The following is a 25,819-nucleotide window of genomic DNA, read 5'->3' on the forward strand; positions in this document are numbered from 1 at the left end:
ATGGAATTTATATTTTTGCAGCTAACTGAAAATTCATAACAAAGCAAATGGAGGCATCCGAAGGGAAAAAACTCAATTTCGATAATACGGAAATTGCGTTCCGTCATAAATCTAAATCAGAACTGAATAGTGCTTACTGGCTGTTTAAAATCATGGGAAGTAATTTTTTAACCCAGGTTGGCCCTCCGGTTACCAATTTATTTCTAAATATTGGACTGCCCATTCAGGGCTTGATCAAAGCCACCATCTTTAAGCAATTTTGTGGCGGAGAGACGATAGCAGAATGTGAACACACTATTGCACAGCTTGCGGTAAGTAAGGTTGGTACCATTCTGGATTATTCTGTAGAGGGTGAGGAAGAGGAAACAGTTTTTGACTTTACTTGTGATGAAATTATCCGTACTATTGATAGAGCGGCAGGAGATCCAAGAGTGCCCATAACTGTTTTTAAAGTGACAGGGATTGGGCGGTTCGGCTTGCTTGAAAAACTAGATGCTGGGCATGAACTATCCGCTGCAGAAATTGTGGAATATGAAAAAGTTAAATCACGTTGTGAGCGGATTTGCAGAACAGCTTTTGAAAAGAATGTTCCAGTAATGATTGATGCTGAAGAAACCTGGATTCAAAAAACGATTGATGACCTTGCCTTAGAAATGATGATGCTTTTTAACAAAGAGAAGCTGATTGTTTACAATACTTACCAAATGTACCGACACGATAAGCTGGCTCATATCAAAGCAGACCACCTCATCGCAAAAGAGAAAGCTTTTATCCTGGGGGCTAAGATTGTTCGTGGAGCTTATATGGAAAAGGAGCGGAGACGGGCCCTGCAAATGGGCTATCCATCACCTATCCAACCAGATAAAAAAAGTACAGATCAGGATTATAATGCCGCGCTGGTTTATAGCATAGAAAATATAATGGAAATGGGCATTGTTTGCGGTACGCACAATGAAGCAAGCTGTAAATTACTGGCAGACTTACTAAACGAACATCAAATTAGCCACAATCACCCACACGTTTATTTCTCACAATTGCTTGGAATGAGTGATAATTTGAGCTTCAACTTGTCAGATGGCGATTATAATGTGGCTAAGTATGTACCTTATGGGCCTGTTAAAGCTGTAATGCCTTATTTGTTTAGGCGGGCACAAGAGAATACCTCCATAGCCGGGCAAACCAGCAGAGAACTGGACCTTATTATTAGGGAAAAGAAACGAAGAAATGTATAAATAAACAAGGGCTGGTTACCAGCCCTTGTTTATTTAGTGTTTTTGCATCGCTTGCGCGGTATCTACGCCCAAGCCACTGGCAATAGCCATTCCCAATCCAATATCAGCCCTAAACCAATGGCAGAGCTGCAGGTTGATGATCTGCTCTCTTTTTGGTCCGCTGATACCACTCATGGCCCCAACAATGTTGTTTATTAAGTTTTTTCGGTCTGCATCCGACATTACTTTACGGTATAATTCGCCCGGTTGAGAATAATGGTCGTTATCGCCTTCTCCTTCATTTCTGTCATACCAATCGGCAATGCTCGAATCCAGTTCCTGGGCCGGCTCTTTATAGCTTTCATCTGGGACTACATTTCCAAAGCTATTAGGGAAATAATTAGGTTCATCGTTTCCGTTGTCGTCAAAACGCATTGCACCGTCACGGTGAAAGTTTTTGGTCATGTAAGGGCATGCATTCACGGCAAGCTGCTCGTAATTAACGCCAAGACGGTGTCTGGCAGCATCTGGATAAGATAAAATTCTACCCTGTAACATCCTGTCTGGCGAGAACCCTATACCATCCACCTGATTGGTGGGCGCAAATGCAGCCTGTTCAACATGGGCAAAGTAATTTCTTGGTATTTCGTTAAGTTCCAGCTCGCCTACTTCTATTAGCGGGAATTCAGCATGAGGCCAAACTTTAGACAAATCGAAAGGATTCCAGCGGAAAGACTTAGCTTGTTCCTCTGTCATGACTTGTATTTTAACCGCCCATTTAGGGAATTCACCTTTGTCAATAGCTTCTACAAGGTCACGCTGTGCATGATCCATATCTTCACTGCGCATGGCATCAGCCTCCGGCCCTGTAAAGTTTTTGATGCCCTGCTGTGTTTTGAAATGAAATTTTACCCAAACACGCTCATTGTTTCCGTTAATCATGGAGAATGTATGGCTGCCAAAACCATCCATGTGGCGATAGGAGTAAGGCGTTCCGCGGTCGCTCATTAAGATCATCACCTGGTGCAGGCTTTCCGGATTTAAGGACCAGAAATCCCACATCATTGTTGGGCTTTTAAGGTTTGTCCTTGGATCACGCTTTTGAGTATGGATAAAATCGCTGAATTTTTTTGGGTCTTTGATAAAGAAGACCGGTGTATTGTTGCCTACAATATCCCAGTTTCCATCCTCTGTATATAGCCTTAAGGCAAAGCCACGTGGATCTCTTTCAGAGTCGGCACTTCCTTTTTCTCCACCCACGGTAGAGAAACGCAGGAATACTTTACATTCTTTACCAATCTGGTTGAATATTTTGGCCTTCGTATATGCTGTGATATCATGCGTTACCGTAAATTTTCCATAAGCACCTGTTCCTTTAGCGTGTACCACACGTTCAGGAATCCGCTCCCTGTTAAAGTGAGCCATTTTCTCGTGCAAGATAAAATCCTGCAGCAGTAAAGGCCCTCTTTTACCAACTGATTGTGTATTCTCATGCTCAGCATAAGGTCTTCCAGAGGCCGTGGTTAATTTGTGGTTTAGTTTGTTATTGTCTTCCATAATCGTATGCTTTAACTCCGATAAAAGTAGCTAGATTTCAATAACAGTTCAAACACCTAATTTCTATACCACTATAGGTATTCTCTATTTACAGCATGGAAACCAGAACAATCAGCTATTTGTCTGGAACGATTGCCTGCCTGTCATCAAATCTCCGAACAATAAGAAGTCACTTGCCAGATTAAAGAATGGATGCTTACAGCTGTTGCTTCGGTTTTTTTCAAAAAAGAAATGACCAATCCATGCAAATCCGTAGGCAAATACAGGCAATGCCAAAAGGCAACTTAGGTTATGAAATAGTACAGCAGATATGAGGCATAAAATCGCCAGACCAGAACCTATAAAATGTAGAACCCGATTGGTTGTGTTTTGATGTTTTGTGAGGTAAAAGGGATAAAACTCTTTTAATGACTTGTATGTATGTTGCTGCATTTATAATAGAATTCCGTTCTTTTTTAAGAAGTCCCCCAGGTATTTGGGGTTTTCTGTCATTAATAAAGTATGGAGACCGGCTGCCTTTGCGCCCACTAAATGTTGAGGGCTATCGTCTATAAATAGGGTCTCTGCTGGGTTTAGGTTATTTTCTTTGATGACCTGTTCAAAGATCTCTACATGAGGCTTGCGCAAAAACATTAATTGTGAATAATATGCCTTTTCAAAAAGATGGTCGTTGTTTTCTACTTTGAATTCATCTTTAAGGTAATTCATGATGAAATCGTAATGTATTTGGTTGGTATTGCTTAGTAAAAACGTACGGTAATTCTTTTTTACTTTGAGCAAAACATCATGCACATTTTCGGGAACCCCAATCAACAAACTATTCCAGGCAGCATCAATTTCGCTATCGGTTAGTGCTGGATTTTGTGCAGCAAGCCTTATCCCATCTCTAAATTGCGCAGGGCTGATTGATCCGGTTTCAAGATCAGAAAACAACTGGTCGTGTCCTTTGTGTCCAAAAAAAGATTCTATATTGGGGATACCCAGTTGTTTAAATGCATTTTGCGCAATGAGAAAGTTGATTTCGAAGATTACGTTGCCATAATCGAATATGATATTTTTAATATTTTGCATTTAGAAGTTTTAAAATCCGATACAAATATGTAACATTGCGCTCGCAAAATCTAATAGATTTTTCAGGGCCATTAGCTCAGTTGGTTAGAGTAGAAGACTCATAATCTTTTGGTCGATGGTTCGAGCCCATCATGGCCCACAACTGTAAAAGCCGTTTTTCTTATTGAAAAACGGCTTTTTTGTAATGAAATCGCCAGTAATATTACTTTTTAGATTCTTGTACTGTAGATTACTTTAATGCGTAATTAAGGTAGCCACCATCCACAACAATCTCTGTTCCAGTAATAAAACTTGCGGCATCAGAAGCAAGAAACAATACAGTTTTTGCTACTTCATCTGGATCACCAATTCGCTGTAAGGCTGTGGCACCAGCCAAAAAATCTTTTGCTTCTGCGGGTACTGCGTTTTCTAAACCAGGTGTTAGAATAGGTCCTGGGCTAACAATGTTTACACGAATTTTTCTTTCTGCCAGTTCATTCGCGGCAATTTGCGCAATTTTATTTAATGCGCCTTTAGTTGCAGAATATACGCTGGCTCCTGAATTTGCGGCTGTGGCAACCGTTGAGGAAGTAAATACCACTGACGCCCCATCTTTAAGGTGTGGAAGTAATTTTTGCAGGGTGAAGAAATGGCCCTTGACATTGGTGTTAAATTGTGCATCAAAATTCGCTTCAGTTACGTTTGCTATAGGTTCAAATGTGGCGATTCCCGAATTCAAAAAAAGGACATCCAGGGTATTCCCACTTTCTGCAACTGCTTTTTCGAGTATAGAAATATCTTCTATTTTTGAACCGTCAGATACTACAGTAAACAATTTTGAGCTGTTTATCTCTGAAGTTGCTTTTTGTAAATTGCTGGCATTTCTGCCTGTAATCCATACGTTCGCGCCTGCATTAATAAATGCTTTAGCTGTAGCCAGACCTATTCCGGTAGTTCCACCAGTAATTACAACGTTTTTATTTTTAAAATCCATGATTATTTTTGTTAATGTTTACGTTGCAAAGGTAGAAGAGGTAAATTTATTTTGGTTACTTTGTAACGAAAAGTAACAGTAACTTTTGGGTAACAAAGTAACTTATGACAGAAAATGAATGCCAATTGGGGCACAAAAAGGAGATTATGGCCGTCCACGATGCGATGGACGTATTGAATGGGAAGTGGAAAGTCTCTATTATCTCTTCCATCTGCTATTATAACAAAAGAAGGTTTTCTGATATTTTGAATGATGTGCCAGGAATATCAAACAAAATGTTGAGCAAAGAGCTGAAAGAGTTAGAAGCCAATAAACTGTTAAGACGAACTGTGTTGGATACTCAGCCAATCTCTGTTCAATATCAATTAACAGACTACGGCATGTCCTTAAAAACCATTATCAACAACCTGGCAGAATGGGGGATAGCGCATCGTAAGGTAATTATTGGTAAATAGAGTGGTCAATTATTTTCTTATCCATTGCTGCACAACAATGGATAAGACGAATTATTAAGTCAAGGAGGTTATAAAATTGGTATAAAATAATCAACAAAACATTTTTTATCGGGGTGCGTTCTGTAGTCGTTATGATAGATTTCAAAAGGTTCTCTATCCGCTTTTTTATATCCGTGTTCTGCCATCCAGACAAAAAGGCTATTCCAGGATTTTTCAAATTCAATAAGCCCGATTACAAAACTTCCAACAATAAATTTACCTTTTTCAATGGATGTTCTTCCAATATTTCCTGACACCTTGAGGGGTTCTGTTAGCGTGATACAAGCACTTATTCTAACTTTTTCTGGATTTGTGGTTTTAAAACTGTCATGATAAATCGTGACCATTTTTGTCTCCGGATTTTGCAATAATCCTTGCGGGGTTGCCCATTTAACTAAGGTGTCATAAGCCGCAGTAATTCCCTGTGCGCCAATACTTTTTACGTAAGCTAATTCTAACTTAGTTATTTCCTTGATTTCAATTTTTGCATTCATTTCTATCCAGTTTTTAAGATTATCCATGCTGCAAATGTATTCCTCAAAAACTACATGCCCTTGTCCATTCTTGCTTTCAATTTTACTTATCTTGCTAAATCTGCTGTTCTTTTGCTTACGGAATTCAGACGGGCTTGAACTGTAATATTTTTTAAAAGCTCTTGTGAGAGAGGAATTACTGGTAAAACCAAATAAAAGTGAAAGCTCAGTAATGCTTACTTCCGGCTTCCTGATTAAAATGGAAGCGACTTTTTCAGTTCTTTTTCTATTGATATAAGAATTTAACGTCTCATTTGTAATAGCCTTAAATATTCTATGAAAATGATAAGGCGAAAAACAAGCAACTTTTGCAATCGTTTCCAACGACAAGTTTGTGTCAAGATTTCCATCTATAAACTTTAGCGCCTTATTAACGCTGCTGATGTAGCTTATCTGCACTTCTTTATCAACATTTGCCATTATAAAAGAAAATAATAATATTCAAATTTACATTACTTCTTGTGTCAACATGATCTGGTAATATTATCTTTTTTTAAATAAATCTGTGATTAAACGCAAATCAGACAGGAAATGGTTATACCGCATGGGCTTGAAGCTGTTTGGGATACAAGTACCTTGAAAGGCAATATTATATCTCAATATATTGGCTGGGTAATAGACGCAACTAGGCGAAAAAATCCTGGAGATGAAATCTTATTTAGGATCGTAATGGAATCTACATTGAAGAATAGCACATTTTTGATCTTTTCCTTTTGTTCCTGAAATCTCGTAAACCAGTCTATGTTCTCCAGTAATCCTTCTTGACCAAAAGCCTTTCAAATTGTGTTTTAAAGGTTCGGGTTTACCAATTCCTTGAAATGGGGTAGCTTTAACTGACTTCAAAAGGGCTCGAATTTTATCCGCTGTTTCTGCATCATTTTCCAGCCAATATTCAAAATCTTCCCAGCCGTTTGGTGTGAAACTTAAATCCATATTATCCAGTAGCCATTTCTCTTTCGTCAAAATTGTAAGGAATAGATTTACCTCTTTTCAATTGCTCGATTGATTCTTCTAGTCTATTACGATTTGCATTTGTAGATAATAAATGACCAGTTTCGTTCAATGAATTGTATTCTTTGATTGAAATGATCACAACAGCATCATCCTCATTGTTATTACGAGGTACAACAATGATGTCTTGATCAGAACTTACAGCATCAAAATATGCTTTCATCTTGTTGCGAAGGCTAGATATGGTTATTGCTTTCATCTTGATATTATTGCGTACAATCAAATGTACGTTGTTTTGTACATAAAACATAACAAATATCTATGGGGCCTCCAATAGCCCATGTATTTTACTTTATCATGATGGTCAAATATGGATAAAACAGCAGTTTTTCTCAGCTTAAGGCTTAGAATTTTCCTCCTATACTCAATTCAAAAGTTCCGTTAGTATAGCCGCTGAGGGCCGAAGTTTGGGTGGTGTACATGCCGCTGATGAGGTATTTTTTGCGGAAGTCCATTCCTAGTCCAAAGGTGGCGCTTTGACTGCTGTGGTAAATTCCGGTAAGCAGAATCTGCCTGTCGGCTAAAGTCAGCTGTGTTCCTGCGTCCCAGATGTTATCATAACCTTTTACACCCCTGAAGGCTACTTTAGGTTCCAGGTCAACACCATCGGTTCCCTTACTGAAACTGATCCGGTAACTCATGGCACTGTAAAAGGTGGCCACATCGGCCTGTTTAATCTCATCCTTTTTAAAGAAACTTTTCAGGTTGGGGATGGTTGCCTGGAGGTTGAAATGTCCGCTGGTGTATGCGGTTCCGAAATCCCCGTCCAGGTAAGTTTTGCGTCCGTTGTAATTGGCCACCATTACATCGTTGGGGTTACCGTAAATATCACTATTTTCCAGCCGCTGGCTTAAAACGCCGGCCGAGATGCCGAAATGCAGCTGCTGCCCTTCAGCACCCAAGGGGATATGGTAGGCGTAACTTGCCATCACACGGGTCTGCCTTTGCAGACCCGCACTTTGATTGTTGATGTTTATACCCAGTCCTACCCTGTTGTTAAAGCCATAATCAGCGGTGATGTTCTGGGTGAGAGGGGAGCCCTGTATGTTGCTCCAGAGTTTTCGGTAAACGGCATTGAGCTTTAAGCTTTCCCCCGCAGCCCCCGCCATGGCGGGATTTGCCAGGTATTGGTTACTGTAATACTGCGCTGCCAGTGGGTCTAGCTGTGCCTTTGTTGTTTTTGTCGCCGATGCAAAAGCCAGCAGCGTTAATGCTATTTTATATATTGATTTCATTTTATATTTCAAGTGTGTTAATTGTCCCTGATAACGGTGATGTATCCAGTTTTTACCAGTCTGTCTTTACCAAAATCGATGATGTAATAATAGGTGCCTTCTGCCAGTACCACTCCACCTACGGTTGCTTCCCAGCTGTTGTCATAGCCTTTTTTGGAGAACAATACCCTGCCGCCCTGGTCAAAGACTTTCACCTGGTTGTTGGGATACATGTCAATATTGTCGACGATCCATTTATCATTCACGCCGTCGCCGTTAGGGGTCATGATGTTGGTTGCTTTTAGCGTGAGGTAATCCTCTTTCACAATGATGGTAATGTCTTTTTGCTCTGTACATCCGCTGGCGTTGGTTACGTTTACGGTATAGGTTGTTGTCTCCCGTGGCCTGACGGTTAGAATAGGGGTTTGCTGCCCTGAAATAAGTCCTGTTGCCATCGTCCAGTTGTAGCCTATGCCGCCCGTTGCGGTCAATAGCACGGTTTCTCCTTTGGAAATCACCAGGCCCTTATCGCTGCTGATGTTAATCAGTGGCAGAGGGTTAACGATAATGGTAAAGGTTCTGGTGTAGGTATCGATACCGCCCTGAGCGGTTCCTCCGTTGTCTTTCAGAGTAACAGTTACGGTTGCCGTACCGTCTGCAGCGACGTTTGGCCTGTAGGATAGGGTTGCTTCATGACTACCATTTTTTTCAACCGTTAACCTGCTGAACAAAGAGGGGTTACTGCTGATTACAGAGATCGATGTTGTTTGCGTGGTTTCCGGTCCGGGGCTGATTCCGGTGAGGCTTACCGACTGGAGGCTGGTTGTGAAACAAATGGTCTGGTTGGCGATGGCATCCATAACCGGGATTTCGTTCACATCAGCTAAGGAGATACTGAGCTCTTTCTCCAGGCTCAAACCGTACTGTGTTGTGCTTTTCACACGGATTTTATAGGCTGACTTGTTTTCAAAGTTTAAGCCTGCCGTGGTGTTTACAGAAGTACCGGACAGAGCAAACAGTGCGTTATCGGTATCCCCTGTTCCTGAAACCATTGAATAGGTAAAAGTAGCAGAAGGGTCATCCGATGTGGAGCTTAAAGTTCCGGCACTGGTGCCTGCGGGCCTGTTCTCGTATAAAGTTACCGCGTTAAGTGTGATGGTGGTTGGCGCGCCGGGTTTAACGGTAAGCACACCGGGCTGATAGTTAAAACTGTAGTTGGCCGAAACAGCTCCTGAGATCCCGATTGGATAAGTTTGGATAGCTGTGGTGTTTTCGGGAATGGTAAAGATCGGCGGGGTGGTGATTACCGCGGCTGTTTCACCGTTCACAAATCCGGTGTAAGTAACTGTGAAAACAGGGTTGGGGGTCCCGGCAAATTTCTCCTTGTCATCAGCGGTTGCGGTCAAAAGGGCGGGGGTGATGTTTGCGGTTGTTTCTGCGGCATTTTTAAAAGTATAATTCGCTGCATCTGTACCTGAAATGGTAATGCCGATTACACTTATTGGTTTGTTATTTCCTGTATTCTTATCGCTAAATGCGGCTGCGCTATTATTCGTGGTCACATCATCTCCCGGTAATTTATCATTGCTCAAAGTAATAGTAGCAACGGCATTTCCATCATAAACCTTATTGATACCTGCTGCTAAAACAGTTAAGGGCTTGGCGGTTATTACACCACTTTTATTGTCCAGATAACTCACCGTATAGTTGTTGCCATTATTACCGTCATTGATAATTAATCCTGAAGCAGTTAATGTTTTTCCGGTTCCTGCGTTTTTGCTGTCAAATGCCTGTATTGGCTTTGTGGTTATATCATCATCCGAGAAAAGTGCCTCTACTTCCGGTAATAAAGCTGAAGATTCTTTGCCATCGTAAGTTTTATGATCTGCTTTTGCTTTTACAGTCAGGGAATAGGGGGTGATATTTGCTGTGGTTTCCACAGGCACGTCAATGCCGTAATTGCCCGCGTCTTTTCCGGTAAGTGTAATTCCAATGACCTTTAAAGTTTTAGCTGTGCCCACGTTTTTATCTAGAAAAGACACCGATTGAAATTCAGCAGTTAGTTCATCTCCGCTTAAATGATCGTCGGTTAAAGTTACTTCAGCTTTTGTGGTGCCATCATAAATTTTGTTGCTGCCTGCTGCGATAACAGTTAAGGGCTTGGCGGTGATTACACCACTTTTATTGTCCAGATAACTCACCGTATAGTTGTTGCCGTTATTACCGTCATTGATAATTAATCCTGAAGCGGTTAATGTTTTGCCGGTCCCTGCATTTTTGCTGTCAAATGCCTGTATTGGCATTGTGGTTATATCATCCTCTGAGAAAAGTGCCTCTATTACAGGAACTCCTGATGAAGTAGCAGTTCCATCATAAACCCGGCTGATAGCAATTGCAGAAACCGTTAAAGGCCTTGCAGTAATACTAAAATTTGAAGGAATAAAAGTCAGCACATAATTTGGGCCCAAGCTCAAGCTTCCCTGATTGATTGTATAAGCTGTTCCAACATTCTTGCCGACCGTCCTATCAAGCGTACCCGTAAAAAAATCTCCGTTCATCAGTGCACCTTTGGTGATGCTATAACTATACACCGGGTTTGCTTCACCGTACACTTTATTCTGACTTTCGTCGGCAGTTACGGTAACTTCTTTTGCTGCCACCAGAATCGCACCTTTAGCATACGTAATGTTATAGTTTGCTAAATTGAATGTGCCTCCTATTGCCTGAAAAGGTATAACCTGAGCCGGATAAGTGCCTACATCGGTGACCGCAGCTGCTCCGGTTCCATATTCTATATTTACCTGGCCTATTGTTTCATTATTAACCAAACCATTTGCTGTAAAAGATTGTGAAACAGATTCGTTAACCAGTACGTCACCATATATTTTATTCTTATTACTAGCGGTAATCGTCATTACCTTTTGCTGAATTGTTAATTGTTGTGTTACATCAGGAGCACTGTGGCTTGCATCAGCTGCTTGCGATGCCGTGATATTTGCTGTGCCCGCTGCCTTAATATGTACTTGATTATTTACAATGGTAGCTACATCCGTATTGTCCGATGTATAGTTTATTGCTATACCATTATTACTACTGGTTGCAGCAGGTTCGTAATCGGCATCGCCATACGTTTTGGCAGCGGTGGCTGCAAAAGTGATCACCTGTGCAGTTTTAACAATAAACGTACCCGACGCTGACGATGCCGGGGCTAAATTGCCGACCTGGTCTGTTGCTGTGCCGGCTACTATGCTGATGCCTAAGGTACCTGCCCCCGTAATGCCCGATAGGGTAACGGTGCGTGTGGCGCCGGTACCGCTAACGTTAATAGTACCCGCATTGGCTGTACCTGTTTTATTTAGGGTAATATCCGAAGTGTTTAGCATTATGCTGCCGGCATCGGTATAGGTTACTGTATAGGTAACCGGGCCGGTATTGGTAGCCGTAACCGCTGGCGTGGCGATGCCGATAGCCGGTGGTGTTTTATCAAAGGCTACGGCATAATTGGCATCAGTGGTTAAAACAACGGTAGTACCGGTATTTCCGGCCAGGTCTTTAAAGTCGATTACCAATGCTATCGGGCCTTCGGTATCGGCAGCAACCATGGTATAAACTGCGGTATATGGCCCGGCGCCACTGCCTACAAGCGTGGTTGGCGCATGGCCTGAAATAGTTACGGTTGGTGTGCTGATGGCTTCACTTGCTGTAAATACTATACCTACCTGATCGCCGGGTTTGGCCAGGTGCGATGCGGGCGATACCGCTTTGGCTATTAATGTTGGTTTTACACCATCCACATTTATGCCTGATGTATTTACCGTTGCTAAAGCAGGGTCGGTATTGGTCAATGTTCCGCCATTTAAGTTAATAGTCGAAGCCAGCGCTATGCCGTCTGCATCCAAATCGCCGGCTTGCACGGTGTAGGTAAACGTAAGGGCCGATGTGCCCGAACCGCCCGTATAAGCGGCCTGCACATTGCCTGTGCCAATAATCAGCGGTAAATAAGGTATGCCATCCGTAGTATTTACCGTAACCGGGGCTGATGTATTTACGGTAAAGGTTAACACATCATCGGTTTTATAAACTGCGTTTGCGGGTAAACTTATGCTGCTTACCGCTATTACAGTGGTAACGTTAGCCGGGTTAGCCGTACCTACTGTATTTAAATAGGCTACATTGCTGCCAGTACCATTATAGTCTACCGCCATTATGCGGTAGGTAGTACCTGCTGTAAGGCCGGTGATGTTTACGGTTGAGCCTGTACCGTTGTAGATACAATACCAGCCGGTAGTGCCTATTTGTGCACCCGATAACAATGCCGGGTTAGCGGTATATACTGTACCATCAACAGCTATTGAACTGCCTGTTGTAGCAGCAGCTATAAATACCGCCCGGCTGGCGCCGTTGCCATTTGTCCAGCTGGCGGTGGTTGTGGTGGTTGTGGTGTTGGTAAAGGTTATATTAGTAGTCTGGGTAGTAGGCGGTGCTACTACCGTTAAATTAAAAGTAGCCGTGCTGCTGCCCCCTGCGTTATAGCCGGTTACCGTGTAAGCGGTACTTGCCGAAGCTGCAGTTGGCGTACCGCTGATAGTACCGGTAGTTACATCAAAGCTAAGCCCTGCCGGTAAGGCGGGGCTAATGCTGTAACCCGTAGCTACGATCTTACGGACCAGGTTATTGCCGTAATCCGCCACATAAACGTTGCCCGCTGCATCCGTTGCTACCCCTATAGGATAAGTAAAACTTGCCGCAGTGCCCGTGCCGTTAGCCGAGCCCTGTGAACTGCTGCCCGCCAGCGTGCTTACCACGCCCGTAGGGCTGATCTTACGGATCAGGTTATTGTATGTATCCGCCACATAAACGTTGCCCGCTGCATCCGTTGCTACCCCGTAAGGATAATAAAATCTTGCCGCAGTGCCCGGGCCGTTAGCCCTGCCGATTGAACCGCTGCCCGCCAGGGTGCTCACCACGCCGGCAGGGCTGATCTTACGGATCAGGTTATTGACTTGATCCGCCACATACACGTTGCCCGATGCATCCGTTGCTACCCCTTTAGGATAATAAAAACTTGTCGCTGTGCCCGTGCCGTTAGCCGAGCCATATGAGCCGCTGCCCGCCAGCGTGCTTACCACCCCCGCAGGGCTGATCTTACGGACCAGGTTATTGGCGTAATCCCCCACATAAACGTTTCCCGCTGCATCCGTTGCTACCCCGAAAGGATAATTAAAACTTGCCGCAGTGCCCGTGCCGTTAGCCGAGCCGAGTGAGTTGCCCGCCAGCCTGCTTACCACGCCGGCAGGGCTGATCTTACGGATCAGGTTATTGTTTTGATCCGCCACATAAACGTTGCCCGATGCATCCGTTGCTACCCCGGAAGGATAATTAAAACTTGCCGCAGTGCCCGTGCCGTCAGCCGAGCCCCCAGACACGTTGCCCGCCAGTGTGCTTACCACGCCCGCAGGGCTGATCTTACGGATCAGGTGATTGTATGTATCCGCCACATAAACGTTGCCCGACGCGTCTGTTGCTACCCCAAAAGGATAATAAAAACTTGCAGCTGTCGCGGTTCCGTTAGCCGAGCCCTGTGAGCCGCTGCCCGTCAAGGTACTTACCTGCCCGTAAACGGTTGCAGGTACCGCCCCGCCGCTGTTGGCCGGCGCAAACGCTGTAATAGCGCTGCCTGTATTAAACGTTTGGCTGCTGCTGGTAAAACTGATATTAGGTGCAACTAAAAACGCAAAACCGGCTTGGGTGCCGGTACCATTAGGTGTGGTAATGCTCACGCTGCCCGATGTGCCTGCGCCTGCCACCGCGGTGATCTGCGTATCCGAAACTACGGTGAACGAGGTTGCCGCCGTGCCGCCAAAACTTACCGCTGTAGCGCCGGTTAACCCGGTGCCGTTAATGGTAACTGTTGTACCTGCTATAACAGCTGCCGGGGAAAATGAGGCAATAGTTGGTACCGGTATCTCTACCGTTAAATTAAAAGTAGCCGTGCTGCTGCCTGCCAGGTTATAAGCCGTTACCGTATAAGTGGAATTGGCCGATGTTGCCGTTGGCGTACCGCTGATGGTACCCGTGGTGGCATCAAAGCTTAAGCCTGCCGGTAAGGCCGGGCTGATGGTGTATCCGCAAACCGTGATCTTCCGGATCAGGTTATTGCCTAAATCCGCCACATAAACATTGCCCAAGGCATCAGTAGCTACACCATAAGGATAATAAAAACTTGCAGCCGTGCCTGTGCCGTTGGCTGAACCCTGCGACCGGCTGCCAGCCAGCGTGCTCACCACGCCCACGGGGCTGATCTTCCGGATTAGGTGATTTCTAGCATCCGCCACATAAACGTTGCCAGGGGCATCAGTAGCTACTCCTAAAGGATAGCTAAAACTTGCTGCCGTGCCCGTGCCGTTAGCTGAACCTGCCGACCGGCTGCCGGCCAGCGTGCTCACCACGCCCCCGGGGCTGATCTTCCGGATCATGTAATTCTCAGTATCTCCCACATAAACATTGCCCGAGGCATCAGTGGCTACTCCTTCGGGATAGTTAAAACTTGCAGCCGTGCCTATGCCGTTGGCTGAACCTGCCGACTCACCGCCGGCCATCGTGCTCACTACGCCTGCAGGGCTGATCTTCCGGATCTGGTGATTGCTATAATCCGCCACATAAACGTTGCCTGTGGCATCTGTGGCTACCCCGAAAGGACGGTAAAACCTTGCAGCCGTGCCGGTGTCGTTAGCTGAACCTGACGCTGTGCTGCCGGCTAGCGTGCTCACCACGCCCCCGGGGCTGATCTTCCGGATCATGTTATTGCCGTAGTCCGCCACATAAACGTTGCCCGGGGCATCTGTGGCTACTCCGAAAGGAGAACTAAAACTTGCAGCCGTGCCTGTGCCGTTGGCTGAACCTGGCGCCCCACTGCCGGCCAGCGTGCTCACCACGCCTGCATGGCTAATCTTCCGGATCAGGTGTTGATCCGCCACATAAACGTTGCCCGAGGCATCCGTGGCTACTCCTGAAGGATAGCTAAAACTTGCCGCAGTGCCAGTGCCGTTGGCTGAACCCGACGCGCCGCCGGCCAGCGTGCTTACCTGCCCGTATACCATTGCAGGTACCCCACCACCGCTATTATTAGGCGATAAGGCTGTGATGGGGCGGTTAACCGAATAGGTTAGGTTCGCCGGGTAACTTATCGCAGGAGCCTGCGCCAGGCAATTGTCAATCAACAACAGGCTCAAAGCACAAAGAAAAAACAGGATTTTGTTAATGGCTTGGGTAAATATTCTGATCATATTAACGGGTTATAAAAACTTAGCATCATCATCTGATGGTTGCTGCTAAGTACCGTATTAATATTCGTAGAAGCCGAATTTAAGAGGTATACAAATGGTATACATGTGGTGTTTTTAGCTCATTTTAGCCTTTAAACGGGCTTTTGCCTGTTTAACGCTGCTGGGCTGGATGTTAAGCAGCGTAGCAATTTCTTTGGTGGAAAGGTTCATGTGAAAATAAGCGCTTAACCTAAGTTCATTTTTCGTTAATCCGGGATGTGCAATCAGCAGGTTTTTAAAAAATTCAGGATGTACCTGCTCAAAATGAAGCTTAAACTTATCCCATTCTGTGTCCAGGTACTGACTATCTTTTATGTTTTCCTGGATGTTTTTTAATGCGCTATGTTTTACATGAGGGTACAAAACATCCATTTCCCCAATCTGTATTTCTACATCATAAAGCAGTTTATTTTTCTGATGAATATGTAAATTGCTGCTCACCAGTTCACGCTGGTTGATTTCCAGCTTCTGTTTAAGAAGGTCGTTTTTGTCTTTCTCATCCTTTATCGCGAGCATGATGTATTTGTTTTCCTGCTCAATCAGCAATCGCTTGTATTCTGTAATTTCAATACTGGCAACCAGCTGGATAGCCTCTATCTCCTTTGTGCGCAACTCTTCATCAATGATTTTTAAGCGGGCAATCAGGGCGACACCAAAAGTCAGCATTTGCGAAAGAATCGCCATTTCGGGCAATAGTCCACTGCTTGAATGATTTAAAATTACATACACAGCTGCGCTGGTGGATAACCCCATGGGAAGTATATTGGCGATAAGAAAGTATTTCGCCGCGCGAACTTTCTTTACATAAGCCGTGATCACCGTGATGATGGTTGTGAGTATAATCAGCAGTATGAAAAAGTTATCAGCCACTATGGTATAGTAATCAAGATAAAATAGACCCGAGATTGTAACTATACTCGGAACGGCTTCAAATAAAATGTATCCATATAGAAGCGCCTTAAGCAGCCTGTCAAATGAGGGGAGGAACTCCTTTGTGCGCAGATAATTCCTGGTGATTTGGATCAACCCGGAGAAAATAAGCAGCACACCAACGTGCTGAAAGAACTTGTTTAAGTCGTAAGTGTATACAACATTACTAGTGTTTAATCGAATATTGTACAGTCTGAAGGGTAGGAGCAGGTTAAAATAACATCTTACAGAAAGTAAGAAAATGATTGCGCCAACCTGTATCAAGACGAAGTAGAAGTAGGTATAATCTTTTAAAAGAAGATAAATATACAGGTTGTAGCCCGCGAAACTAACCAGTGCAATGCAACAAAACAGGGTGATGTATATTATTATTTTTTCCCGGTTTTCAAATGAAGCCGCCTTTTCAAGTGTGATCTCTGGCTTAACCGCATGCTTGTAAGTTTTCACATCCAAGAGATTGACTTTTAGATATAAAGTACTCAGACTCTGCTTTGGTAAGGTAATCGCAATGACACCTGCCTCCCGGTGACGCTGGTCGGTAAAGGCCAATCCGGCACTTGTGCTCACCCAGGCATGTTTTGAAGGATGAAAATAGTATAAGGTATAATTTAATAACGGATTAATGGAAATAAGGTAGTGTTCATTATCGGGATAAGGATTTGATATATTTAGTTTAATCCAATAATGATCACTTTTTAATGGTCGTAATGAATCAGTTACGTAAACAAGATTTTTATTTTTTAAAACCTGACTGAAGTTGTAATTTGCATCTGGCAGTACCTTATAAGTTTTGATCTTTAAGGTTGGATTGTTTGTGATAAGCAGTTTAGGGTGGGCAGTTAATTTCCCTGCATTGAAAAATAATATGTATAAAAATAAGCTACAGGTGTAAAAGTTTTTAATATTAAGGCTCATTTTTAGATAAATTCACACCGTATAAGAACAAAGAGACCATGCTCAATGCATCCATTTCAGTGCAAAGTTAAACAAAAATTAAAAACTTCTTAATTTTGTTGAGCCAAGAAAAAGGCAATAAAAAAAAGGCTTTTAATAGCCTAAATATTTGGACTAAGGTATGAAATTTTCCCACTTTAGCTTTGTTTAGATATTTTTCAATATCGACTTTAAGTTATTCACTTCGTACTCTTGATCGGTTAGTTTTCAGCCATATATGAGGATCCTACCTCATTTTACCTGCCTACTCAATAAAGGTATTACGCATAACAGGCAGGTATGTGGATTATAGTGAGTAGGCGATTTAAAACCCCACATTCATATTTCGCCATTTGTTGTCCGGACCTGGACGTAGGTCTACGCTGAAAACACCGGGATTATACAATGCACCGCAAATGCCCGCCGGATTAAATGTTTTGGAATTAAAAATGGTTTTAATATTGTCTTTCAGGTCAAAATAGTCGAGGCCGATGGCAACAACAGCCAGGCATCCTTCTGGAACTTCGAAAGTCCATTCCTGCGCAGGAAAAATTCCCTGGGACTGCTCAATGTCGATAAATTGTGCGGTATGTTTGAGTTCTTTTTGTGCATGAAGCGCATGCAAAGTAACCGTACAGCTGAGCCTGCAGGTATTTGCAGCAGCCGGAAATTTCAGCTGCTCATTCACTAACAATTCGGGCAAATTAAGGGTTAAGGTATTTGCTTGGAGGCTAACTGATGGTTGTACCCAAAGGCTATCAATCAATGGCGATTTTAGGTTAAATTCAAATCCGGCCAGCCGTGTAAAACTGTCTGCTTCAAATGAGAAGAGACTTGTTTTCGGATTGAAACAATGTCTTACGATTGCCGCGGTTTGTGTGGTAAGGCGATTGATCATTGCGCCATCATATTTTGCAAAAAATAGATCCTCCAGATTAGACCTCATGTGACGCGCTAAAGTACTGGCCTTACCAAAAACGCCCGCACTTTTTTTCGTGGCCGCAGATTGATTCATACTTGTAGCTCTCATTTGAACAATTTGTTTCCCGCGCCATTTTTTGTGAACGAGGTTTCCGATTCGTCCATGAAGATACTTTCCGTCATTAAATGCCATATTATTAAATTTAGAATGTTAGGTAAGTGTTCGCTGATCCCGGCTTAAATCTATAACAAATTTTTATTAAAAGCGTAATTAGTCCATATTTTTAACTAAAAACATGGACTAAACGTGGACTTAATATGCAGTTGATGTAGAGGTGGTTTAGAAACAGGCTTGGTTTATAAACTTTAGTGCTAACACGACAATTATTGACTTAAGCTCACCATATTCTAACCAAAAGATGGTTTTAAAGCGATTGTTGGGGAAATACCTCTATTTTTAAAGCTGTTCTTATCGCTATAATAAATATGACGCAAAAAAAGCAAATCCTAGGTCACCCGGTGGGCTTATATGTTCTTTTCTTTACCGAAATGTGGGAAAGATTTAGTTTTTACGGCATGAGAGGTATTTTAATCCTGTTTCTTGTCGCTTCAACCAAAGGAACTAACCCAGGATATGGGTGGCTAGAGAAAGATGCACTCCAATTATATGGTATTTATACTTTTTTAGTCTATCTATCCTCTGTGCCAGGAGGCATTATCGCTGACAAATGGCTGGGGCAGAAAAAAGCAGTACTTATTGGTGGCGCACTGTTGGTCATTGGCCATAGCATCCTGGCCACTCAGTTGTTATGGGCGTTTTATACTGGTCTTGCTTTTATCGTCGCAGGTGTCGGAATGCTAAAATCTAATATTTCAACCATGGTGGGTGGACTATACGCAGTCGGTGATGACCGCAGAGACCAGGGATTTTCTATATTTTATATAGGGATAAATATTGGTGCCTTTGCGGCGGCTATTGTTGTTGGATACGTAGGAGAGGTATACAGCTGGCATTACGGTTTTGGTTTAGCCGGAATTGGCATGGCTATAGGGTTGTTAATATTCATTGTTGGACAAAAACATCTTCAGGGAACAGGAGATTCGCATAAGAAACATACTGCAATACAAAGTGCTGCGCAGTCCATGTCCCTAACTAAAATAGACAAAGACCGCATTGTGGTGATGTTGATTTCATTTCTACTGGTAATTGCATTTTGGGCTGCATATGAGCAAGCAGGCGGATTGATGAACCTATATGCAGATCAGAAAACCGATCGGACAATAGCGCTGTTTAAGGCAACCATACCAGCGTCCTGGTTTCAATCTGTCACAGCATTTTTTATTGTAACACTAGGCGCGCCCGTTGCAGCATTTTGGTATAGGTGGAAAAAGAACGGAAAAGAATCTTCCTCTATCTTTAAAATGGCTATCGGCATGATCATCATGGGCTGGGGCTTTTTGTTTATGGTCGCAGCCTCTTTTCAATTTCAAAGTGATGGCGCTTCTTCCATGTACTGGTTAATCCTGGCTTACCTCTTTCATACCATAGGAGAACTCTGTGCCTCACCCGTTGCATTGTCTTACATCACCAAGCTTGCCCCCTTAAAGTATGCCTCAAGTATGATGGGTTTATATTTTGCAGCAACTGGTCTGGGAAATTATGTCGCTTCATGGGTAGGGATTTGGTCGCAAAGTGCGGGCGAACTTCAAATATTTTTAGGCATCGCAATCTTCTCCACATTATTGGGATTGTTGATTATTGCCATCTTAAAACCGCTAAAACGTTTAGCGCATGCTGCGGAATAACAGTTAAAATGCAGTTAGATCCTGTTAAATAACACAAACCGAATACTATTAAAATAAGCTTACTTTACCATAACACAAATAACCACTTTACGTATCTTTCTAAATCCAGATCTGTGAGAAAAAAACAACTCTTTTACCTGCTTTTTTTAGCGTATACAATGAGCAGCTACATGGCTAATGCCCAAACAAAACAAAAGCTTGAATCTTTTTTACCCGGCGCATTATGGTATGATACGGACGGTCAGCTGATCAACGCCCATGCAGGCGGGATAATCTTAGTCGATAAAGTCTATTATTGGTTTGGTGAAAAAAGAGGTACGCACCGTTCAGAAGGGGTAAATGTTTATTCTTCCAAAGATTTATACAACTGGAAGTCAGAAGGCCTGGCATTCTCTCCTTCAGATGATCCTGCCGGTGACATTACACATGGCTGCCTGATGGAGCGGCCAAAGGTTATTTACAATAAGAAAACTAAAAAATATGTAATGTGGTTTCACCTGGAATTGAATGGTAAAGGTTATGCTGCTGCAAGAGCAGCCGTTGCCATTAGCGATAAGGTCACCGGTCCTTATCAATTTGTAAATAGTTTCAGGCCAAATGGAAACATGTCAAGAGATATGAATTTATTTGTAGATGACGATGGATCGGCTTACCATATTTATTCTTCTGATGAAAATATGGATTTGAGGATTGTAAAGCTTTCTGACGATTACCTGACCGCAACAAAACAAGATTCTTTTTTATTCAGAAGACAGCGTGAGGCTCCTGCACTCTTTAAAAATAATGGCAAATATTACCTCATCACCAGCGGATGCACTGGTTGGGCACCAAATAAAGCAAGTTTGCATGTGGCCTATGCTGTTCAGGGACCGTATGTGCAGGTCGGAGATCCAATGATGGGTAAAAATGCCGAAAAAACCTTTGGAGGCCAGTCTACCTTTGTATTGCCGGTAGCCGGAAAGAAAAATGCATTCATTTTTATAGCCGATCAATGGAATCCTAAAGATTTAAAAGACAGTCGCTATGTTTTCTTACCCATAAGTATCAAAAATGATGAACCCGGTATAGGATGGCTGGATGAATGGAAGCTGGATTGGTTTAATAAAAAATAGTATGATCTCTTTTATAAATAAACGCCTGATCTGTAAAGGTTTATGCATCCTCTCCATTTTCGCTGGTAATGTAACATTGAAGGCACAAAAGCCTTACTGGCTTGATGAGACTGTGAACGAAGTAAATAGAATGCCCATGCACGCCTCTTATTTTGTTTTCGGAAATGAAAAGGAAGCAAACCGAAATGACTGGACTTCCTCCGCAAATTATCAAACTTTAAACGGCGACTGGAAGTTTAAATGGGCAGAAAAGCCTGCCGATCTTCCATCAGGATTTGAGACTGTTGCATTTGATGACAGCCAATGGAATACCTTTAAAGTACCTGGAAATTGGGAAATGAACGGATTTGGCTTCCCTTTGTACAATACCGGTGGATTTGAATTTGCCTATTTGATGGGGAATACAGTTAATCCACCTTTGGTGCCGCTGACTTTTGATCCAACGGCAATTTATCGTCGTGAGGTTATTTTACCTTCCAGCTGGAAAGAAAAGCAGGTAGTTTTACACATTGGTGCCGCGAAATCTAATTTATCAGTATGGGTTAATGGCAAATTTGTGGGTTATGGGGAGGATAGTAAATTGCCATCTGACTTTGATATCAGTCCTTATTTGAGTCCTGGTAAAAACCTGATTGTACTCAAAGTTATGCGCTGGGGTGATGGAAATTATCTCGAAGACCAGGACATGTGGCGGCTAAGTGGCATTACCAGGGATTGTTACCTTTTGGCCCGTAATCCTGTTCATATTTATGACATTGATGCCGCCCCTGATCTGGATTCACTTTATAAAAATGGCTGGCTAAACCTCAGTTTAAAATTAAATAAGCCAGCTGCAGGTGTTACTGCCGATGTAATGCTTAAAGAGGGTAATACAATGATTAGCCAAAAAAAGCTAAGTTTTGATGGAACAGTGGATGCCTTCTTTAAAATGGAAGTGCAGCGGCCACGTTTATGGACTGCCGAAACGCCCAACCTGTACGAACTGCTGATAACCTTAAAAGATGGTAAAGGTCAGGTACTGGAAGTAATTCCCCAGCGGGTTGGCTTTAGGAAAATAGAAATTAAGAAAGGGCTGTTTTTGGTGAACGGTAAACCTGTTTTGATCAAGGGTGTGAACCGGCACGAAACAGATCCCATCACAGGTCAAACGATCTCCAAAGAGGCTATGCTGCGGGACATTAAACTGATGAAACTGTTCAATATTAATGCCGTGCGTACCAGTCATTATCCCAATACAGAATATTGGCTTGACCTCTGTGATCAATATGGCATTTATGTGGTAGGGGAAGCAAATATAGAATCTCATGGTATGGGTTATGATATTACTAAAACCATGGCCAATCGCCCTACCTGGGTATCAGCGCACCTGATGCGTGTACAGCGGATGATAGAGCGGGACAAGAACCATGCGTCCATCATCACCTGGAGCATGGGTAATGAAGCGGGTAATGGGTATAATTTTTACTCCTGTTATTTATGGATGAAAGCAAGGGATAAAAGCAGACCCCTGCAGTATGAGCGTGCTGTGGCAGATTATAAAACCTTTACTTATGAATGGAATTCTGATGTGATCTGTCCGATGTATCCTACGCCCGATGGGATGATCGCTTATGCCAAAGCAAATCCAGCTCCAACCCGACCTTTTATCATGTGTGAATATGCACATGCTATGGGTAACTCACTCGGCAATTTTACAGATTACTGGGACATTATAAGAACAAATAAACATGCTTTTCAAGGCGGTTTTATCTGGGATTTTGTTGATCAGTGTTTTCAGCGTGTAAATGCAAAAGGTGATACGGTTTATACCTATGGAGGAGACTATGAACCTAAGGAGGCCATTACGGATTGGAACTATGCAGCAAAAGGGATATTTTATGCCAATAGAACGCCCTATCCTCATGCATGGGAAATGAAAAAGGTGTATCAGGATATTCACACGGTACTGAAAGATAAAAATAACATAGAAGTTTACAATGAAAAATTCTTTACAGATCTTGGCAATATAACGTTAGATTGGGAGGTATTGGTAAATGGCAAGCAAGTGCAGAATGGGAATTTACAAGCTGTAAATGTTGGCCCTCAGCAAAAAGGGAATTTCAATATTCCCTTTAAAACCGTTAAAACTGGTGAAGCCTATTTAAATTTAACTTACCGGTTAAAATCAGCAGAACCATTAAAGCCTTCCGGTCATATCGTAGCTGTAGAACAATTGAAATTAGGAGGAACTTACCAAAATAGTTTAGCATTGGAAGCTGCAGGGGCCATTTTGAAAACGGAGACAGGTAATGAAATCACGTTTAGTACTGCTGAAAATAGGATTGTCTTTAATAAACTAAAGGGTGTGATGACCAATTACCGTATTAAAGGAAGGGAAATGTTAGACAGTCAATATGGCTTAAAGCCTAATTTTTGGCGTGCACCGAATGACAATGATTTTGGCGCTACTTTGCAACTCAAATTGAAAAAATGGAAGACTGCCTTTGAAAATGCAAAACTCATGGTGTTCGATACAGAACTGAAGGATAAAAAAGCATTTATTACCACAACATTTGATCTCCCGGATGTAGCAGCAAAACTTACTATTGCTTATACCATCAATGGCAAAGGAGAACTTTTGGTTAATGAGCAACTGAAAGCAGATACCACAAAAAAGACGGTTATGTTGCCTCGTTTTGGGATGCAGTGGATTATGCCTGCGGGTTTTGAGCAAATTGAATATTATGGAAGGGGCCCACAGGAAAATTACCAGGACAGGTTCTTTAGTGCGCATGTTGGTTTATACAAACAAACGGTGAAGTCGCAGTATTTTCATTATGTAACGCCACAGGAAACCGGGAATAAAACCGATGTAAGGTGGTTTAACATAAGGGATAAGGCAGGTAAGGGCTTAAATGTCACTGCTAGCGTACCACTCAGCATGAGTGCGCTTCACTATTTTGATGTGGATTTAGATGATGGTGACAAACACCACCAACGACATGCTACAGACATCAGTGAAAGAGCGCAGACACAATTAAATATCGACTTTAAGCAAATGGGTGTTGGTGGGATAGATAGCTGGAGGTCTATACCAATGACCAAATACCAAATGCCTTTTGGAGATTATTCATTCAGTTTTATGATTAAGCCAATTCAATAATTATGATTTTAAAGTGTTTCAGGGCATTTAGTTTGCTGGTTTTTCTAAGTTTAGGTGGTATCACCTTGAATGCTAAAGAATATGGTGATAGTGTGATTAAGGTTAAGATAGACCTGGCACAAAAGAAGCAGACCATTGAAAATATAGGCTCTTCAGGCTGCTGGTTCTCTGAAGGTATTGGAAAAGATTGGCCGAAGGAGAAGAAAGAAAGAATAGCTCAATTGCTTTTTAGCCGTCAGTTTGATAAAAATGGCAAGGCGGAGGGGATAGGTCTGTCGGCTTGGCGATTTAATATTGGTGCGGGCACCACAGAACAGGGAGATAGCAGCGGTATCAAAGACTTTAGAAAAAGATCGGAATCCTTTTTAAAGAAAGATGGTACCTATGACTGGACGAAACAAGCTGGTTACCAGTTTTTTCTTCAAAAGGCGCATGACTATGGCGTAGAAACATTAATTGCTTTTTCCAATTCACCACCTGTCCAGTTTACCAAAAACGGTCTGGGTTATAAAACGGAGAAAAATTATGAATCCAATCTACGTGAAGATGCTTTTGAGGCCTATGCTACATTTTTATCAACCGTGGTTAAACATTTTGATCAGCAGGGATTGCATTTTGAGTATGTGAGTCCAGTCAATGAACCGCAGTGGGATTGGTCACATAAGTATAAGGAAGCAGATCAGGAAGGTTCTCCCTGGTCAAATTATGAAATTTATAAGGTTACTAAGGCTTTAAATACTGCATTAGTGAAGGACAAATTATCCAGTAAAATCCTGCTTACAGAGGCAGGAATGCTCAATTATTTATGTGGAGGATCGGGTAAGGCAGGACGACAAATTCAAACGTTCTTTAACCGGAATAACCCCTTATATGTAGCTGATTTACCACTGGTCCCTAAAATAATTGCCGGCCACAGTTATTTTACCGAATCTAACAATGAGGTATTGGCTTCTACCCGCAAGCAACTTGCAGATACTGTGAAAGCATACGGGCTTAATTATTGGCAATCAGAATATTCTATGCTTGCTGACGGATTTAAAGAGGGTACTAAGGGGGATCGAAGTGCTATGGATTGCGCCTTGTTTTTATCTAAAGTTATTCATAGTGATTTAACAGTAGGTAACGCCACGGCATGGCAATTTTGGAATGCTTACGAGCCGGGGAGTGCAGCCAGGAATACCCGATATTATCTGATTGCGCTACAGCCGAATGAGGATTACAAGGATGGAGAATTTACGGTGACTAAAAATTTATGGGCGTTGGGCCATTACAGCAGGTTTGTAAGGCCAGGAATGACGAGGCTATCAACGGAGATGCTTACTGGAAGCAAAAAAGAACATAAAGATATCATGATTTCTGCCTTTACAAATCAATCAGGGAAGATGATTGTGGTATGCACTAATTATGGAAGCAAGAAAGCACAATTAGAATTGGATATTAAAAATGTGATAAAAAAGTATGGTATAATGTCCAGTTATCTAACCACTGAAGAGCAAGGTATCGATTTAAAAAAACAGCCAGTTCAAGACCCTTCGGAAGCCATTACGCTACCGGCAAGGTCAATAACAACAATAGTTTTAGACTAA

Annotated in this window: 17 protein-coding genes and 1 tRNA gene; 7 read left to right on the forward strand and 11 right to left on the reverse strand. The window is 42.6% G+C overall.

The genetic code is table 11. The annotated features are described in order from the left end of the window. Positions 1–47 precede the first annotated feature (47 nt). Complete coding sequence (locus LPB86_RS14680; RefSeq protein WP_230645237.1) at positions 48–1,232, forward strand: proline dehydrogenase family protein; 1,185 nt, start codon at positions 48–50, stop codon at positions 1,230–1,232. A gap of 33 nt (positions 1,233–1,265) precedes the next feature. Here LPB86_RS14680 and LPB86_RS14685 read toward each other — a convergent pair whose 3' ends face one another. The 3 genes from LPB86_RS14685 to LPB86_RS14695 form a co-directional block, all read right to left on the reverse strand. Beyond that, positions 1,266–2,768, reverse strand: coding sequence for a catalase (locus tag LPB86_RS14685; protein WP_230645239.1), 1,503 nt, complete (start codon positions 2,766–2,768; stop codon positions 1,266–1,268). 111 nt (positions 2,769–2,879) lie between these two features. After that, a complete protein-coding gene (locus LPB86_RS14690; protein ID WP_230645241.1) occupies positions 2,880–3,200 on the reverse strand; it encodes a DUF962 domain-containing protein in 321 nt (106 codons plus the stop codon). Then, positions 3,201–3,839, reverse strand: coding sequence for an HAD family phosphatase (locus LPB86_RS14695; RefSeq protein ID WP_230645243.1), 639 nt, complete (start codon positions 3,837–3,839; stop codon positions 3,201–3,203). It abuts the gene before it with no gap. 65 nt (positions 3,840–3,904) lie between these two features. Here LPB86_RS14695 and LPB86_RS14700 point away from each other — a divergent pair. Continuing rightward, positions 3,905–3,978 (forward strand) — tRNA-Ile (locus tag LPB86_RS14700). Between the two features lie 90 nt (positions 3,979–4,068). Here the strand turns inward: LPB86_RS14700 and LPB86_RS14705 are convergent. Continuing rightward, a complete protein-coding gene (locus tag LPB86_RS14705) occupies positions 4,069–4,812 on the reverse strand; it encodes an SDR family oxidoreductase (protein ID WP_230645245.1) in 744 nt (247 codons plus the stop codon). Between the two features lie 104 nt (positions 4,813–4,916). On the opposite strand from LPB86_RS14705, the gene LPB86_RS14710 reads away from it, so the two are divergent. Beyond that, positions 4,917–5,267: a helix-turn-helix domain-containing protein gene (locus LPB86_RS14710; protein WP_230645247.1), complete on the forward strand. Its 351-nt coding sequence runs from the start codon at positions 4,917–4,919 to the stop codon at positions 5,265–5,267. Positions 5,268–5,335: 68 nt separating this feature from the next. Here the strand turns inward: LPB86_RS14710 and LPB86_RS14715 are convergent, their stop codons facing one another. From LPB86_RS14715 to LPB86_RS14745, 7 genes are all read right to left on the reverse strand, one after another. Further along, positions 5,336–6,259, reverse strand: coding sequence for a GyrI-like domain-containing protein (locus LPB86_RS14715; RefSeq protein WP_230645249.1), 924 nt, complete (start codon positions 6,257–6,259; stop codon positions 5,336–5,338). A gap of 234 nt (positions 6,260–6,493) precedes the next feature. After that, on the reverse strand, positions 6,494–6,802 hold the full coding sequence (locus LPB86_RS14720) for a Txe/YoeB family addiction module toxin (protein ID WP_255695554.1): 309 nt from the start codon (positions 6,800–6,802) through the stop codon (positions 6,494–6,496). Beyond that, positions 6,774–7,100, reverse strand: a complete 327-nt coding sequence (locus tag LPB86_RS14725; RefSeq protein WP_370632830.1) for a type II toxin-antitoxin system Phd/YefM family antitoxin — start codon at positions 7,098–7,100, stop codon at positions 6,774–6,776. The genes LPB86_RS14720 and LPB86_RS14725 overlap by 29 nt, the downstream gene beginning before the upstream one ends. Before the next feature lie 94 nt (positions 7,101–7,194). Further along, positions 7,195–8,085: a PorP/SprF family type IX secretion system membrane protein gene (locus tag LPB86_RS14730; RefSeq protein ID WP_230645253.1), complete on the reverse strand. Its 891-nt coding sequence runs from the start codon at positions 8,083–8,085 to the stop codon at positions 7,195–7,197. A 17-nt stretch (positions 8,086–8,102) separates the two neighbouring features. Next, a complete protein-coding gene (locus LPB86_RS14735; protein WP_230645255.1) occupies positions 8,103–15,350 on the reverse strand; it encodes a YDG domain-containing protein in 7,248 nt (2,415 codons plus the stop codon). 114 nt (positions 15,351–15,464) lie between these two features. Continuing rightward, positions 15,465–17,234, reverse strand: a complete 1,770-nt coding sequence (locus LPB86_RS14740) for a 7TM diverse intracellular signaling domain-containing protein (RefSeq protein WP_230645257.1) — start codon at positions 17,232–17,234, stop codon at positions 15,465–15,467. A 343-nt stretch (positions 17,235–17,577) separates the two neighbouring features. Beyond that, on the reverse strand, positions 17,578–18,366 hold the full coding sequence (locus tag LPB86_RS14745) for a hypothetical protein (RefSeq protein ID WP_230645259.1): 789 nt from the start codon (positions 18,364–18,366) through the stop codon (positions 17,578–17,580). Positions 18,367–18,659: 293 nt separating this feature from the next. On the opposite strand from LPB86_RS14745, the gene LPB86_RS14750 reads away from it, so the two are divergent. The 4 genes from LPB86_RS14750 to LPB86_RS14765 all read left to right on the forward strand — a co-directional run bounded on the left by LPB86_RS14750 (position 18,660) and on the right by LPB86_RS14765 (position 25,819). Continuing rightward, positions 18,660–19,979: a peptide MFS transporter gene (locus LPB86_RS14750; RefSeq protein WP_230645261.1), complete on the forward strand. Its 1,320-nt coding sequence runs from the start codon at positions 18,660–18,662 to the stop codon at positions 19,977–19,979. A gap of 113 nt (positions 19,980–20,092) precedes the next feature. After that, entirely contained in the window at positions 20,093–21,091 is a 999-nt protein-coding gene (locus LPB86_RS14755) for a glycoside hydrolase family 43 protein (protein ID WP_230645263.1), read from the forward strand. 1 nt (position 21,092) lies between these two features. Further along, complete coding sequence (locus LPB86_RS14760) at positions 21,093–24,233, forward strand: glycoside hydrolase family 2 TIM barrel-domain containing protein (RefSeq protein ID WP_230645265.1); 3,141 nt, start codon at positions 21,093–21,095, stop codon at positions 24,231–24,233. Between the two features lie 2 nt (positions 24,234–24,235). After that, positions 24,236–25,819: a glycoside hydrolase gene (locus tag LPB86_RS14765; protein ID WP_230645267.1), complete on the forward strand. Its 1,584-nt coding sequence runs from the start codon at positions 24,236–24,238 to the stop codon at positions 25,817–25,819.

Origin of the sequence: Pedobacter sp. MC2016-14 (assembly GCF_020991475.1) — a bacterium.
Taxonomy (GTDB): domain Bacteria; phylum Bacteroidota; class Bacteroidia; order Sphingobacteriales; family Sphingobacteriaceae; genus Pedobacter.